Raw genomic sequence first — 14,374 nt, forward strand, 5'->3', positions numbered from 1 at the left:
CGACCGCAGAAAGCGGGACGGGCTTTTTTCTTAAGTGGATTGCGACGCAGGTTTAGCCTGATCTCCGACCGGGGAGCCAAGGAGATATCCTTGAACCTCTTCGCACCCATAGGCGTCTAAAAAGGCCATCTGGGATTCAGTCTCTACACCTTTGGCACACGTCGTGATGTTCAAGGCGCGTGCAAGTGCGAGAATCGCGCACATGACTTCGTTCGCGCGATTATTTTCCCCAAGGCTGTTGATAAACCTGCGATCAAGTTTGATCTGATCCAAGGGATAGAAGCGTAGACGCTCCAGAGATGAAAAGCCGGAGCCAAAATCATCAAGCGCAAGTCTGACACCGAGCGCGCGGACACGTGACAACTCACGGAATGTGATGTCTTCCGGCCCGAAGAAGCGAGGTTCGGACATTTCAATCTGCAGGCGTTCAGGGGCGAGGCCGCTCTCCTGTAGGATTTCCTTGACCAGTTTTGAGAGGCGCTCGCTGACCAGCCAGACCGGTGAGATATTGACGCAGACCCTGTGAGGAACATCCCATTTTGCCGCCGCCATGCAAGCTGTTCTGAGACTCCAGCTATCCAGCATCTCAACAAGGCCTGCTTCTTCGGCGCAACGAATGAAGAGTGCGGGCGGGACTTCGCCGTAACCCGGTCTGGTCCACCGCAGAAGAGCTTCATGAGCTACGATCTGCTGGGATGCTGTGTCAACGACCGGCATCCAGTTCAGGAACAGGCCGTTCTGTTCTACGGCAACGGCCAGATCCTGTTCCAGGCTGGAGGACAGGATATGCATCCGCGTTGTTTCTTCGTCCGCGCGCCTTTCATGGCCACCGCCGAGGCGTTGGGCTTCCATGAGTGCAGCCTTGGCGCTCGTGAGAAGATCATCGACCGTATTCCCATCTTCCGGGAACATTCCCCATCCAACGGATAAAGAAAATGGCAAAGAGGAATTGGCAAGAGCAACGGGAGTTTCAGAAATCCGAAGGATGGATGTCATTAATGATCGTGTTGTTACCTGCGTATAGCCAGGTGGCGTCAGCACGATAAAGTTGCCGCCGCCCATGCCGCCAAGGAATGCGCCTTGCGGCAGAAGCTTTTCAATTCTCCGAATGATCTCTTCGAGAATGATGTCGGCAACGTCCCAGCCGTAACGTTCATTAATGAAAGACAGGTGATCGAGATTGAAACGTATTAATCCAAACTTCGCCCGCCTTGTCAGGGTCGCAGTCTGCTCGATGTACCACTGCACAGATTCCATGCTTTGCATGCGGTTCGGCAGGACAGAACCTGTGTTGTAAATCGGGTTCCGTGTCAGGCTTGCGAGATCCTCAAGCGCGTCCAAAGTCTTCTGGCCTGAAAGCTCAGTCGTTTCACCGGCAATCAGGAGAAAAAGAGAAGTTGCCGTTCGCATGTGGCGATGCGCGCTGCCGATACTGATCCCTGCAACGGTTAGCCCTTGTGAGACTTGGAAGGTCTGTGATGAGGGGGTTGCAGAGAGTTCAGCGAAAGGAAAATTACCCAGCGTATCGGTGAGGGGAGCGCCGACATAAGCAATTTCAAGCGGTAAGGCCTGCTTTGAAAGGGCGATTATTCCCGCTGAGGAGGCGCCGGTTAAGGAGCGCGCCAGTCTGAGCAGAGGCAGGTAACTGGCGGACGACGTCCCTTTCAGGAAAGAAGCTGCGTGCTGATCGTCACCAGTTGAGAACATACTGTAAACCCGATTATGGATAAGTCGTAAAACCGTCAAAGAACGATAAAGTTCCTTCTCGGAAGACAGATTAACAATTCTTTCTTAAAGGTCCTTTAACCAGAAATCAAAAGGCGGTCGGGCTCGGAGCGGTCAAAGAGCGTTAGCATAATTCTCAATGCTTCGCCCCGAGAACCTTTTAAAGATGGATTACGCATCAGTTCTCGCTCACTATCTTGCTGCATTGCAGTCAAAAGGAGTGAAATTCTTGCTCCTTGGGCTAGTCGGAAGCCCGGAAGGCCTGACTGACGGTCCCCGGCAAGGTCGCCTCCACCTCGGATTCGGTAATCCTCGTCAGCAATCATAAATCCATCGTTAGTGTCTCGTAAAAGTGTAAGTCGCCTGACGGCGGTTGGTGTTGCCAGTCCATCATGCAGTAGCAGGCAGAAGGATTTTTTTGATCCACGACCTACGCGACCTCGGAGCTGGTGGAGCTGGGCCAGACCAAAACGTTCTGCCTGTTCGATCACCATGACGGAGGCGTTAGGGATATCCACACCAACTTCAATCACGGTTGTGGCAACCAGGATGCGTGTTTCACCTCGTCGGAATGCTTCGAGGGCAGCCTGTCGAATAACTATGTCCTGCTTGCCGTGGGCCAGCCCTACGATGTTGGGGAAGCGTTCTCCCAGCATGGCCCAACGTTCTTCTGCTGCCGCTGCGGATTGTGTTTCGCTATTTTCAATGAGGGGGCAAACCCAGAAAACCTGAACCCCGTCAGCGACGGCACGAGATATGGCCGCCAGAATGTCTGGCATGGCGTCCATGTTATGCAGGGTCGTGCGAATGGGTTGCCTGCCTGCTGGTTTGGAATCCAGGCGGCTTACGCTCATTTCTCCCCATTCCATGAGCTGAAGCGTTCGCGGAATAGGGGTGGCGGTCATGACCAGAATATCTGTTGCCTGTCCCTTGGCGCTCAGATTCATCCGTTGCTTCACGCCAAAACGGTGCTGCTCGTCAATGACGGCCAGTCCAAGGTCCGCAAACGTCACGCCTTCCTGAAACAGGGCGTGAGTTCCGACGATGATGCGCGCAGTTCCATCGGCAATGGCCGCCAATGTCTCGCGGCGTGCTGCGCCTTTGATCGTCCCGCTCAGATAAACGCATTGGGTGGGACAAAGGCGGGAAACCGTCTCGAAATGTTGACGTGCCAGAATTTCTGTTGGCGCCATGAGGGCCGCCTGGGCACCTGATTCCACGGCTTGAAGCATGGCATTCATCGCGACAAATGTTTTGCCGGCGCCCACGTCTCCTTGCAGCAGACGCATCATCGGAGCAGAGGCCGCCATGTCCTGACGGATTTCAATGATAGCTGAAGACTGGGCCGACGTTGGCTTATGCCCAAACCGACGATTTAGCTCTGTCTGGAGTGCGCCCGTGCCCGGCATGCTGCGGCCTATCCGGCTGCGTGCTTTAAGGCGAGCCAGTCCAAAACAGAGCTGGTCAGCGAGAAGTTCATCCGCAGCAAGACGGGAAAGTGCGCGCTCTCGCACTGGCGCCCATTCGACATGAGCAGGAATACTCTCCGGGGCCTGCAGGATATGCAGCGCCTGTGTAAAAGCTGGCCAGCGGCGCTTTTGGACAAGGGCGTGGTCCTGCCATTCGGGAAAATCGGGCAGAAGCGTCAGGGCCGCGCGCATGGCTTTGCGCACTGTGTAGGGAAACAGGCCCGCCGTCAGGGGCCAGACGGGTTCAAGTCTGGGAAAGCTATCACGCTTTTCCCATGTTGTGACATGATCCGGCTGGGGCATCGTCAACTCACCCTGGAACCGGCTGGTCTTGCCCGAGACAAGAAGCTCTGCCCCTACGGTGGGGGCAGGCATATTTTTCTGCTGGAAAAAAACCAGATCCAGCCTTCCCGTGTCGTCTTCTGTGCGAATGATGGAGGGTTGGCCGGGGCGTGCAGCCTTGCGGATTGAGAGGACACGGACACGCGCTGTCAGGATTTCTCCGGGTGCGAGATTGTGTCCTGCGGCAACTGTGCGCAGAATACGACGGTCAACAATTCGCTCGGGAAGGGTGAACAGCAGGTCCAGGACGCGCCGTCCCCCTGCGATCTTTTCCAGCAGACTTGCATGTCTTGGCCCGATTCCGGGCAGGGACGTCAGTGGTGCGAAGAGTGGAGCAAGAAAATCTGGAGAGGGCTGTTCGGACTGCATTGCAACGGGCGCTCCCCGGGGCTTTTCTTGGTATGGCAGGGTCTGGAACGGCAGGTATAGGGCAAGAGCAGGATGGAACAAAACGAAACCATGAGCCGTGAAATGCCCCTCACATCCTTTGGTCCGACCGTCTGGGGTGTCCCGGACGGGAGTGTGGCGCTGCTGCTTCGCCAGCGGCTGGCAGAGCATGAAGGGCCGTTTCTGCATGTTGCGCGGGACGACGCTGCTGTTGCGGCTCTGATGGACATGCTGGCGTATCTGATGCCGGAAGTTGAAGTTCTGCGCCTGCCCGCGTGGGACTGCCTGCCTTACGATCGTGTCTCTCCCAATGCTGCCCTTGTTGCTGAGCGTGTTGGAACATTGTGTCGTCTGCTGGAGCCGACGAAAGCCCGCCGGATCGTTCTGACGACCGTGCACAGTCTGTTGCAGCGCGTTCCGCCACGATCGGCTTTCAAAGGCCAGTCCATCAGTGTGGCTACGGGTGAAATGCTCGATCAGTCTCTCCTGATCGAGGTTCTCGTCGCCAATGGCTACACGCGGACTGATACGGTCATGGAAGCGGGTGAGTTCGCGGCGCGGGGCGGCATTTTCGATCTTTTCCCAGCCGGTGCACCAGACCCGATCCGCCTCGACCTTTTTGGCGATGAAGTCGAAAATATCCGTGCCTTTGACATCGCTACTCAGCGCTCAACGGAAAAGCTTGCGCGTTTCGAGCTGCGGCCTGTCTCGGAATTTTCTCTCAGTCCGGAGAGTATCAGTCTTTTCCGCACGGGATGGCGTGATACGTTTGGGCCATCAGCTGCATCGGACACGCTTTATGAGAACGTCTCTGATGGGCGGCGTTATCCGGGTCTGGAGCACTATCTGCCGCTTTTCCATGATGGCGATGGCCACCAGATGGAAACGCTGCTGGATTATCTGCCAGACGTTGCAATCAGCTTCGACAGCCATGCACCGGAGATTCTGAAAGCCCGTCTGGACATGATCGCCGACCACTATGAGGCGCGTCGTGTTCCTGTTCGAGACGGCGAGATGCCGTATCGGGCGCTTCCGCCGCATCGTCTCTATCTGGACCAGCATGGCTGGAATGCCATGCTCTCCAGGGCGCCATCTGTTTTGCTGAACGCATTTGGCAAGCCGGATCTGGGAGAAGGCGTAGAAGCCGGAAGCCGTCCCGGACCGCTTTTTGCCCGGGCCAAGGACGGGTCTCGCGAGGGTGTTTTTGAAGCGTTTGGCAAGCAGGTTGAAGAGTGGGCGCAGTCCGGGCGCCGCACGTATGTTACGGCCTGGAGCCGTGGCTCGCGGGAGCGGATCGCCCATCTGCTTCAGGAACATGGCGTCGGCGTTGAAAGTTATGACGACTGGCCGTCCGCAGCAGGCATGTCCCGAGGGACAGTTGGTCTGCTCGTTCTCGGGCTAGAGCGTGGGTTCGTTTCAGATCGTCTGTGTTTTGTGTCTGAACAGGACCTTCTGGGAGAGCGTATTTCCCGGCCGCCTCGTCGCAAGAAGCGTGGTGAACAGTTCATTTCTCAGGTGGGCGAGATTTCCGAAGGGGACCTCGTTGTTCATCAGGAATACGGGATTGGACGCTATGTCGGGCTTGAGACCATCCGCGAAGGGCTGGTTGCGCATGACTATCTTTCCATTCTGTATGATGGAGAGCAGCGTCTTCTTCTGCCGGTAGAGAACATCGAACTCCTGAGCCGTTTTGGTTCGGAGCAAGCCAGCGTCCAGCTCGACAAGCTCGGCGGTACGGCCTGGCAGGCCCGTAAGGCCAAGATGAAATCGCGCATCCGCATCATGGCGGGTGAACTGATTCGGACGGCTGCTGCGCGTGCATTGCGTGAAGCTCCGACGCTCGCGCCGGCAGAGGGGCTGTGGGACGAGTTCTGCGCCCGTTTCCCGTTCGTGGAGACGGAAGATCAGTCTCGTGCGATCGCTGATGTTCTAGAGGATATGAGCTCCGGTCGCCCAATGGACCGGCTGGTGTGTGGAGACGTCGGCTTTGGAAAAACCGAAGTTGCCTTGCGTGCGGCTTTTGTTGCCGCGCTCTCAGGAATGCAGGTGGCTGTTGTTGTTCCGACAACGCTTCTGGCTCGTCAGCATTACCGTGGCTTTGTGGCGCGATTCGAAGGTCTGCCGGTTCGGATCGGACAACTGTCACGCATGGTGACACCCAAGGAAGCGACAAAAGTCCGCGAAGAGATGGCGGACGGCCGTCTGGATATCGTCATCGGGACGCATGCCCTTCTGGCCAAGACGGTCTCTTTCGAACGTCTGGGCCTGCTGATCATTGATGAAGAGCAGCATTTCGGTGTCTCTCACAAGGAAAAGCTCAAGGCTCTGCGGGAAGACGTGCATGTCCTGACACTGTCAGCCACGCCGCTGCCACGTACGCTCCAGCTGTCCCTGTCCGGTGTGCGGGAAATGAGCCTGATTGCGACGCCGCCGACGGATCGTCTCGCAGTTCGCACGTTTATTACGCCGTTTGACAGCGTCATGATCCGCGAAGCGATTCAGCGTGAGCGTTTCCGCGGTGGGCAGGTGTTCTGTGTGTTGCCGCGACTCGCTGATCTGGACCGGATGGCAGAGCGCTTGGCCGAGATTGTTCCGGATGCGAAGGTCGTTCAGGCGCATGGACGTTTGACGCCGACTGAACTGGAACGCGTCATGACCGAATTTGCCGACGGCAAATATGACATCCTGCTCTCTACCAATATTGTGGAGAGTGGTCTCGATATGCCCAGCGTGAATACGATTATTATTCATCGGGCAGATATGTTTGGCCTGGGGCAGCTTTATCAGCTGCGCGGGCGTGTGGGGCGAGGCAAGCAGCGTGGCTATGCCTATCTGACCTGGCCGCAGACGAACCCATTGTCGGCCGCCTCTGAAAAACGTCTGGAAATCATGCAGACGCTCGACTCGCTCGGCGCAGGCTTCACATTGGCATCGCACGATCTGGATCTTCGTGGTGCTGGAAATCTGCTGGGGGATGAGCAGTCCGGGCATATCAAGGAAGTCGGGATCGAGCTGTATCAGCAGATGCTGGAAGATGCCGTTCTGGATCTGCGTCGCGAACGCGGTCGAAAGGCGGAGGAAGAAGACAGCTGGACGCCGAATATTATCCTCGGATTGCCTGTGCTGATTCCAGACACTTATGTGCCTGATCTGCCGGTTCGGCTGGGGCTATATCGGCGTATCGCATCCTTGACCGGAGAAGCGGAAGTCGAGGCCATGCGCGCTGAACTTGTAGACCGGTTCGGATCCTTGCCGCCAGAGGTGGGGAATCTTCTGGACGTCGTGCTCATCAAGCGTCTGTGCCGTGAGGCTGGTGTGGAGCGTCTGGAAGCCGGGCCGAAGGGTATGGTGCTTCAGTTCCGCAAGAACCGGTTCCAGAACCCTGCCGGGCTGATCGATTGGGCGACTCGTAAGAAGGATTCGGGCGTGAAGATCCGCCCCGATCAGAAGCTGGCCATTATTCGCGAAATGACGAACGCCACCCGCATTGGTTTTGCGAAGAAAGTAACGACCGTTCTGTGCAAACTCGTGCGGAAACTGGAAGACGCCGACTAAGCGTCTTTCCAGCTTCCGCAGTGGCACTCAGGGAACGGCGATAGGGAGCGGAATACGGTTGACCGTCGCTACGCCGCCCTGAAGGGCAATATCCCACGTGGTGGTGTCGCCGCTCTGGCGTCCCATCAGGCGGGCAATGGTAAGGGCGGTGACCACTTTGGTTGGGGCTGTCTGGCGAATGGCCTCGATCAACTGTGCAACATTGGTGATGCTGACATGGGTGTCTGCGGTGGATGTTGCGGCTGAAGAGCCGATCTGAATGGTTCCTGTGCCATCAATAGTGCTGCTTCCGGAAATGGCATGCAGGGCGTTGATCGTGATCTGCTGTGAGGAGCCGGAGAGGCCGCTTACGGACAGATCGGCGGACAGGGACGATGGAATAAGAGGCTGTTTCGAGTCGTGAATGCCTGTTCCATTGACCTTGATGCGGAGCTCAGGGCTGGTCTGGACTGCGTTGATTGTCGCGTGCTGGATGGTCATTGTGTGACCAGGGCGGGACAGCTTTACGCTGCTCCATGAGGCTTCTGGCGTTCCTTCATGGATGTTGTGGACTGTAATGGTGGCGTCCTGCCCCTGACAGGCTGGGCTGATACCGCCACGGAAAGCGCTCAGTGCTGCATAAGCGGCCGTTGCATTGAACTGTTCCAGCTTGGCTTCCGTGACTGCGCCTTTGGGGTCTTTCAGGGTGACAGGCCCGATATCGAGGCCGATGCCGGTTCCTGTCAGGGTGGCGTGCAGGCCTGATGCTGAAAAGCCGTGGGCGGCAGCCTGGTGCCCGTTCAGGGAATAGGTGAAGCAGGACGCAGGAATGTTCGGAAGCGTGTCTGCGAGAGCAGGTGACGCGAAGGAAGGCAGAGCCGTCGCTAATGCTGTTACGAGAAGGGTTTTAAAAGACATCATGCCCTCAATGCTGTGGTGTCTGATCTCTCAGACAGAAAGACTGTTAAGACTCTCTTAGGATTATGGAGAGACAATGGTTCCCCATAATCCTTCCTTGCGGGTGAGTGTGCATGTCTTCGTCCATTTCCGCCATGCCAGCGGTGCCGCAATACCTGTTCATCGTGAAAGACGAACAGGCCTCCGTGAACCGATGGGAAAAGACCAGTTCATCTTCGCAGCAGGCATTGACGGCGTTCAAAGCTGAGGCCTCTTCCATCACGACGCCTGATCAGCTTCTGAAGAACTACAAGGCGCTGAAGGTCGTTCTTGGCGCCTATAACATGTCTTCCAATATTGATCAGACGGCCGTCCTTAAGCAGCTCATGACGCAGGACCCTACGTCTTCCAAGTCGTTGGCACAGAGAAGCGGGAATGCGTCCTGGAAAGCGTTTGCGACCGCGTTTTCAGACTGGTCGACGTCTCCCCTCTCGTCAGAAGACACTTTGTCTAAAATCGCCCAGAATTACCTGACGAACGGGTATGAAAGCAGTGTTCAGGACGAGACGCCGGGCCTTGGGGATGCTCTTTATTTTACCCGAACCGTCACGTCAGACATGAAGCTTTCCAGCATCATGGCAGATCCGAAACTGTTGAAGGTGGCGGAAAAAGTGTGTGGGTTCGATACAACCCAGTTTGGCGCACTGGATTACGACCAACAGGTTCGACTGTTGGGGAACAAGCTGGATCTTTCACGTCTTAGTACGTCCCAAGGCGTGCAGCGGTTTGCTGAACAATATCTGGCGCTTCTGCAAATCAGCCCTGAAGCATCTACGACGCCTGCCAGTATGCTCACACTTTATGGAAGTGGAGGGACATCGGACGGTATTCTGTCCCTTTTTACAGGAAGCAGTAGCAGTTCCTCGTCATCGCTGTATTCCGCACTTCTCTAATCCGGTTGCGTGACATCCTGAGAGGAGGCCTGTATCGCGGCTAGGGAAACGTGGCAGCGAAAAGGATCTCTTCATGGCGGGACTGGACCCTGAAGACTGGAGCGGCATTCGTGCCATGGGTCATCAGATGCTGGATGCTCTGTTTGACCGCATGGAACATGTCGGGGAAGGCCCGGTCTGGCGTCCTATGCCGCAGGCAGCCAGGGATGAGCTGAGAACGGGCTTTCCTGCCGAAGGGACCTCTCTGGAAGAACTGCATGAGCGTTTTACAGAGCTCGTTGTTCCCTATGGCAATGGAAATACTCATCCGGGTTTCATGGGGTGGGTGCATGGCGCCGGAACACCCGTCGGGATGCTGGCAGAAATGCTGGCGGGCGGCATGAACGCCAATTGTGGGGGGCGCAGTCATGCTGCCAATGAAGTCGAGCGCGAAGTTATCCGCTGGGCGCTTTCCATGGTGGGTATGCCGGAAGATGGGTCGGGCTGTCTCGTGACGGGCTCGTCCATGGCCAACTTCATCAGCATCATTACGGCCAGTCGGGCGCGTGATCCGTCGTTACGACGGCATGGCGTTGGGCAGAGCAGAATGGTTGGATATGCCGCGACAACAGCCCACGGGTGTCTACCTCGTGCCTTTGATCTTGCTGGTTTCGGAAGCGAGGCTTTGCGCCGTGTTCCGGTGACGGATGATCATCGGATGGATCTTGCAGCACTGCGCCAGATGATCACCGAGCACCGACAGAGCGGGTTGGTGCCCTTTATGGTAGCTGGAACGGCCGGAACGGTGGATTGCGGTGCTATTGATGATCTTCAGGGGATCGAAACTATCGCACGGGAGAACGGCCTCTGGTTTCATGTGGATGCAGCCTTTGGTGCGCTGGCCTGTTTGTCGTCACGTTTCAAGGCGCAGCTTTCCGGCATTGAAAAGGCTGACAGTCTGGCATTCGATTTTCATAAATGGGCACAAGTCCCCTACGACGCGGGCTGCGTTCTGGTGAGGAATCGTGAACTTCATGCGGCAGCGTTTGCTCAGTCGCTCGACTATCTGACGCGCGAAGCCAGAGGGCTTGCGAGTGGCGCGCCATGGTTCTGTGATTTCGGGCCAGATCTTTCCCGCGGGTTCCGGGCGCTCAAAGTCTGGATGACGCTGGGCCATTATGGCTCACAGCGTATGGGGCAGATGGTGGAAGAATGTTGTGACGTTGCACAGCATCTTGCGCGCTGCGTTCAGGCTACGCCCGGGCTCGTCCTGCTCGCGCCAGTAACGCTGAATATTGTTTGCTTCGGAATAGAAGGTCTGTCAGATCAGGGTGTTTCCGAGCTGGTGCAGGATTTGCATGAAAGCGGCGTGGCGGCCCCATCCACAACGCGGATCAACGGTCGGTTGGCGGTGAGGGCGGCGATTGTTAATCACCGCACCACGACCGCCGATACCGACCGTATGCTGGATGCCGTTATCGCACTCGCCGCTGACCGGCGGGGGTAAACAGTTCACTCAACTGAGCCATCATGGTGCCGCCGAGGTCTTCGGCGGAACTGATGGTTACGCTGTGTCGATAGTACCGCGTAACGTCATGGCCAATACCAATAGCCAGAAGTTCCGTGTTCCGATCGCTTTCGATCCGCTTGATGACCTCACGCAGATGGTTTTCAAGATAGTTGTGCGGATTGGCGGAGAACGTACTGTCATCCACAGGCGCACCATCTGAAATCACCATGAGAATATGACGGTGTTCCGGACGCCGTTTCAGGCGCTTCCAGGCCCAAAGCAGCGATTCGCCGTCAATGTTCTCCTTGAGGAGACCATCACGCAGCATGAGGCCAAGGTTCTTCCGGGCCCGGCGCCAGGGTGTATCTGCATCTTTGTAGATGATGTGACGCAGGTCATTCAGGCGTCCTGGCTCGGGTGGGCGCCCATTTTTCACCCATTGCTCCCGGCTCTGACCACCTTTCCATTGACGCGTCGTGAAGCCCAGAACTTCGACTTTCACGCCGCAGCGCTCCAACGTGCGGGCGAGAATATCGCCGCATATTGCAGCAGTTCCAATTGGGCGGCCACGCATTGAGCCTGAGTTGTCGATGAGGAGTGTGACGACTGTGTCGCGGAACTCCATTTCGCATTCATACTTGTACGAGAGCGGCATGGTGGGGTTCGTGACGACGCGGGATAGGCGCCCGGCATCAATGATGCCCTCCTCCTGCTCGAACTCCCAGCGGCGTTGTTGCTGAGCCATGAGCCGCCGTTGCAGACGATGCGCGAGACGGGAAATCAGGCCCTGAAGTTGAACAAGCTGCTGGTCGAGCTGCTGGCGTAGCCGGTCCAACTCGTCGGGATCGCAGAGCTCGGCAGCTCCGACTTCTTCATCGAACCTTGTGGTGTAAGCCTTGTAGCTTGAGTTGCCACCGACGGCAGTGCCTTCGCCTGACTGCTCAGAAGGGCCCGCAGCTTCTTCCGAGCCGGTCTCGGGCGAATCGAGTGCGTCGGAGGACGCTTCAGTTTCGCCTGTTATTCCGCTTTCGCCGCTTTCCGGTTGATAGCCATCTTCCTGATCAGGCTCATCGCCTGCTGGTGTCTGCTGATCTTCCTGCGGGACGGCAGCTTCATCTTCGGAAGGCTGTTCGTCTTCAGACAAATCCTCGGAGGGGGCCTGTTGTTCGATTTCCTCTGGAAGTTCTGTGAGCTGGCAGGCGCCGAGCAGATGCGTGATCGCGCGTGCGAAGGCTTTTTGGTCAGATTGCGTGACAGCCATTTCCGCCAGTGCGTTTTTGGCTGACGGAGAGAGGGACGCACGCCAGGCTTCCAGCGCCGGGCCAGCCTGCGAAGGGGTATGCTCTCCTGACATGGCCTCCCGAGCTAGCAGGCTCAGAGCCATGGCGGCAGGCATTTCGTCCTTGGTCGCCATGCGGTTACATCCAGCTTCGGCACACTGCTGGATGACACGCTGGTCAAGATTGGCACGAACGCCGGCCATATGGCGGGAGCCGTAAACTTCACAGCGCGCCTGTTCGAGGACGTTAAACGCCTCCTGAGCTTGTGGCTCTGGAAACTGCGCGTTCAGGCCACTCTTGTGGTAGCGCAGCTTCAGCGCCGCAGCATCGGCCGCTCCGCGAATTTTCTGAATTTCGCGGTCGTGCATGCTGCGGGACAGGTAGGGCAGTTGCACGGCATCAGGTGCCGGCGGAGCGGGCAGCCTATTGCCAACAACCGCACCCTGAAAATCCACGCTCTGTTCAGGCGTGCCGCCCATGGCGCGAAGGGTTGCGATTGTGGCGCGGCGGAAACCTTCCTGACGGTTTTCGTCAGGAGGGGAGTTCTTGGGCGCGGACAAGGTTTTTTTACTCCACCGGGGAGGTGTTGAAACAGCGCTGGTAGTATTCCGCGACAATACCGCGCTCGGCTTCGTCACACTTGTTCAGGAAGGTGAGACGGAATGCGAATGCGACATCATTGAAAATATTGAAGTTCTCAGCCCAGGCAATGACAGTTCGTGGGGACATGACTGTGGAGATGTCTCCGGCCATAAAACCCGAGCGTGTCAGGTTGGCCAGAGCGACCATACGTTCGACCATCTTCGTCTTGTCCTTGTCTTCCGTACCGATTTTCAGCTTGGAGGTGACAATCGCAACTTCCTGTTCAAGCGGCAGATAGTTCAGGGTCGCGACAATGTTCCAGCGATCCATCTGGCCCTGATTGATCTGCTGCGTGCCGTGATACAGGCCTGTCGTGTCACCAAGGCCAACGGTATTTGCGGTCGCAAAGAGTCGGAAGGCCGGGTTGGGACGGATCACGCGGTTTTGGTCCAGAAGGGTAAGGTGACCTTCTGCTTCGAGAACGCGCTGGATCACGAACATCACGTCCGGACGGCCTGCGTCATATTCATCGAAAATCAGCGCACACGGATGCTGCAGGCACCAAGGCAGCAAACCTTCACGGAATTCCGTTACCTGCTTGCCATCGCGCAGCACGATGGCGTCCTTGCCGATGAGATCAATACGGGACACGTGGCTGTCGAGGTTGATACGGACGCAAGGCCAGTTCAGGCGCGCAGCGATCTGCTCAATGTGGGAGGATTTTCCGGTTCCGTGGAAGCCCTGAACCATCACGCGACGGTTGAAGGCAAAGCCTGCAAGGATGGCGCGCGTCGTATCTTCATCGAACTTGTACGATGAGTCGATATCGGGGACATGCTCTGTGCGGACGGAATAGGCCGGGACCTGAATGTCAGTCTTGATGCCGAAGACTTCACGCGAAGACACCGTGAGGTCGGGCGCACCAAGAACACTGGTTGGGACCGCAGAACTTTCGGCGGTGGTGACGGTTTCCAGGGCGTCGATCGTCGCGAAATCACTCATGAGACTGGCGGACTTTCATTGAATTCAGGAATGTTCTGAAAAGATGGGCCTTTAGGCTCTATTCTTCCAGAGAGAAAATCAGGAAACGAACTCTGACTCGCGACTGAAATGCGTTTTCAGCACGGCGTACGCGGATCCAATGGCCTTGAAACGCTCTTCAGCCTGCTTGTCGCCAATATTCGCATCAGGGTGGTGACGGCGGGCAAGGGCACGATATCGGCTTTTGACGTCATCCAACGACACGGGCCATGTCAGGTCCAACGTTGCGAGAGGCAGTCGAAGCGGTTCTGGTGGGCCATCAGCTGCGGCGCGCTGACGCGCACTGTCCTTGGCGCGCTGGGCTCTGTCGCGGCGGCTGGCGCCGAGAATATCCAGAGGGTCCAGAACATCTTCTTCGTTGAATTCGGCTTTCTGTGCTGTACCAGTCCCAAGTTTCCACGAAGGGCGCTGCCACGACGTGTCAGCTCTGAGCTGGGCTTCGATCTGGGCCGGTGTCATGCCGCGATAGAAGTCCCATCGCGCGTTATAGTCGCGAACGTGTTGAAGGCAGAACCAGAAGTAGGACCGCAGGGCATCGCGCCCGCGGGGAGCACGGTAGCCGGCAGGCTCCGCACAGCCTGGATGATCGCAGGTCTGGTCTGGTGCCTCTGGATCGGGGTCAAAAGCCCGATGTCTGGTAGATTTACGCTGCATGGTGTCTGATATGGGCAATGT

Annotated in this window: 9 protein-coding genes; 3 read left to right on the forward strand and 6 right to left on the reverse strand. The window is 57.1% G+C overall.

All coding sequences use genetic code 11. From position 1 onward, the window contains the following. Window positions 1-30: 30 nt before the first annotated feature. Together KP702_RS07630 and recG are read right to left on the reverse strand one after the other, a co-directional pair. Window positions 31-1,707 carry a GGDEF domain-containing phosphodiesterase gene (locus KP702_RS07630; RefSeq protein ID WP_202207362.1) on the reverse strand — a complete coding sequence of 559 codons (1,677 nt, stop codon included), beginning with the start codon at window positions 1,705-1,707 and terminating at the stop codon, window positions 31-33. Window positions 1,708-1,802: 95 nt separating this feature from the next. Next, entirely contained in the window at window positions 1,803-3,905 is a 2,103-nt protein-coding gene (gene recG / locus KP702_RS07635; RefSeq protein ID WP_202207363.1) for an ATP-dependent DNA helicase RecG, read from the reverse strand. A gap of 72 nt (window positions 3,906-3,977) precedes the next feature. Between recG and mfd the strand changes: the two genes are divergently transcribed. After that, on the forward strand, window positions 3,978-7,478 hold the full coding sequence (gene mfd, locus KP702_RS07640) for a transcription-repair coupling factor (protein ID WP_202207364.1): 3,501 nt from the start codon (window positions 3,978-3,980) through the stop codon (window positions 7,476-7,478). 27 nt (window positions 7,479-7,505) lie between these two features. On the opposite strand, the gene KP702_RS07645 is transcribed toward mfd, so the two are convergent. Continuing rightward, window positions 7,506-8,378: a DUF2125 domain-containing protein gene (locus KP702_RS07645; RefSeq protein ID WP_215768735.1), complete on the reverse strand. Its 873-nt coding sequence runs from the start codon at window positions 8,376-8,378 to the stop codon at window positions 7,506-7,508. Between the two features lie 110 nt (window positions 8,379-8,488). Between KP702_RS07645 and KP702_RS07650 the strand changes: the two genes are divergently transcribed. Together KP702_RS07650 and KP702_RS07655 are read left to right on the forward strand one after the other, a co-directional pair. After that, window positions 8,489-9,307, forward strand: coding sequence for a DUF1217 domain-containing protein (locus KP702_RS07650; protein ID WP_215768736.1), 819 nt, complete (start codon window positions 8,489-8,491; stop codon window positions 9,305-9,307). A gap of 73 nt (window positions 9,308-9,380) precedes the next feature. Further along, window positions 9,381-10,793, forward strand: coding sequence for an aspartate aminotransferase family protein (locus tag KP702_RS07655; RefSeq protein WP_215768737.1), 1,413 nt, complete (start codon window positions 9,381-9,383; stop codon window positions 10,791-10,793). Here KP702_RS07655 and KP702_RS07660 read toward each other — a convergent pair. From KP702_RS07660 to KP702_RS07670, 3 genes are all read right to left on the reverse strand, one after another. Then, window positions 10,762-12,636 carry a cobaltochelatase CobT-related protein gene (locus KP702_RS07660; protein WP_215768738.1) on the reverse strand — a complete coding sequence of 625 codons (1,875 nt, stop codon included), beginning with the start codon at window positions 12,634-12,636 and terminating at the stop codon, window positions 10,762-10,764. The two genes, KP702_RS07655 and KP702_RS07660, sit on opposite strands and share 32 nt — an antisense overlap. A 7-nt stretch (window positions 12,637-12,643) precedes the next feature. After that, window positions 12,644-13,660, reverse strand: a complete 1,017-nt coding sequence (gene cobS, locus KP702_RS07665; RefSeq protein ID WP_215768739.1) for a cobaltochelatase subunit CobS — start codon at window positions 13,658-13,660, stop codon at window positions 12,644-12,646. A gap of 78 nt (window positions 13,661-13,738) precedes the next feature. Continuing rightward, entirely contained in the window at window positions 13,739-14,353 is a 615-nt protein-coding gene (locus KP702_RS07670; protein WP_202207369.1) for a J domain-containing protein, read from the reverse strand. Window positions 14,354-14,374: the final 21 nt, after the last annotated feature.

The sequence above is a fragment of the Gluconobacter sp. P5B12 genome, assembly GCF_018812035.1.
Classification (GTDB): Bacteria; Pseudomonadota; Alphaproteobacteria; order Acetobacterales; family Acetobacteraceae; genus Gluconobacter.

Excerpts from the sequence above, each read along its gene's own strand:
- KP702_RS07645 (WP_215768735.1), bottom strand. The coding sequence starts at position 8,378 with ATGATGTCTTTTAAAACCCTTCTCGTAACAGCATTAGCGACGGCTCTG.
- cobS (WP_215768739.1), bottom strand. The coding sequence starts at position 13,660 with ATGAGTGATTTCGCGACGATCGACGCCCTGGAAACCGTCACCACCGCC.
- KP702_RS07670 (WP_202207369.1), bottom strand. The coding sequence starts at position 14,353 with ATGCAGCGTAAATCTACCAGACATCGGGCTTTTGACCCCGATCCAGAG.
- KP702_RS07650 (WP_215768736.1), top strand. The coding sequence starts at position 8,489 with ATGTCTTCGTCCATTTCCGCCATGCCAGCGGTGCCGCAATACCTGTTC.
- KP702_RS07655 (WP_215768737.1), top strand. The coding sequence starts at position 9,381 with ATGGCGGGACTGGACCCTGAAGACTGGAGCGGCATTCGTGCCATGGGT.
- recG (WP_202207363.1), bottom strand. The coding sequence starts at position 3,905 with ATGCAGTCCGAACAGCCCTCTCCAGATTTTCTTGCTCCACTCTTCGCA.
- mfd (WP_202207364.1), top strand. The coding sequence starts at position 3,978 with ATGGAACAAAACGAAACCATGAGCCGTGAAATGCCCCTCACATCCTTT.
- KP702_RS07630 (WP_202207362.1), bottom strand. The coding sequence starts at position 1,707 with ATGTTCTCAACTGGTGACGATCAGCACGCAGCTTCTTTCCTGAAAGGG.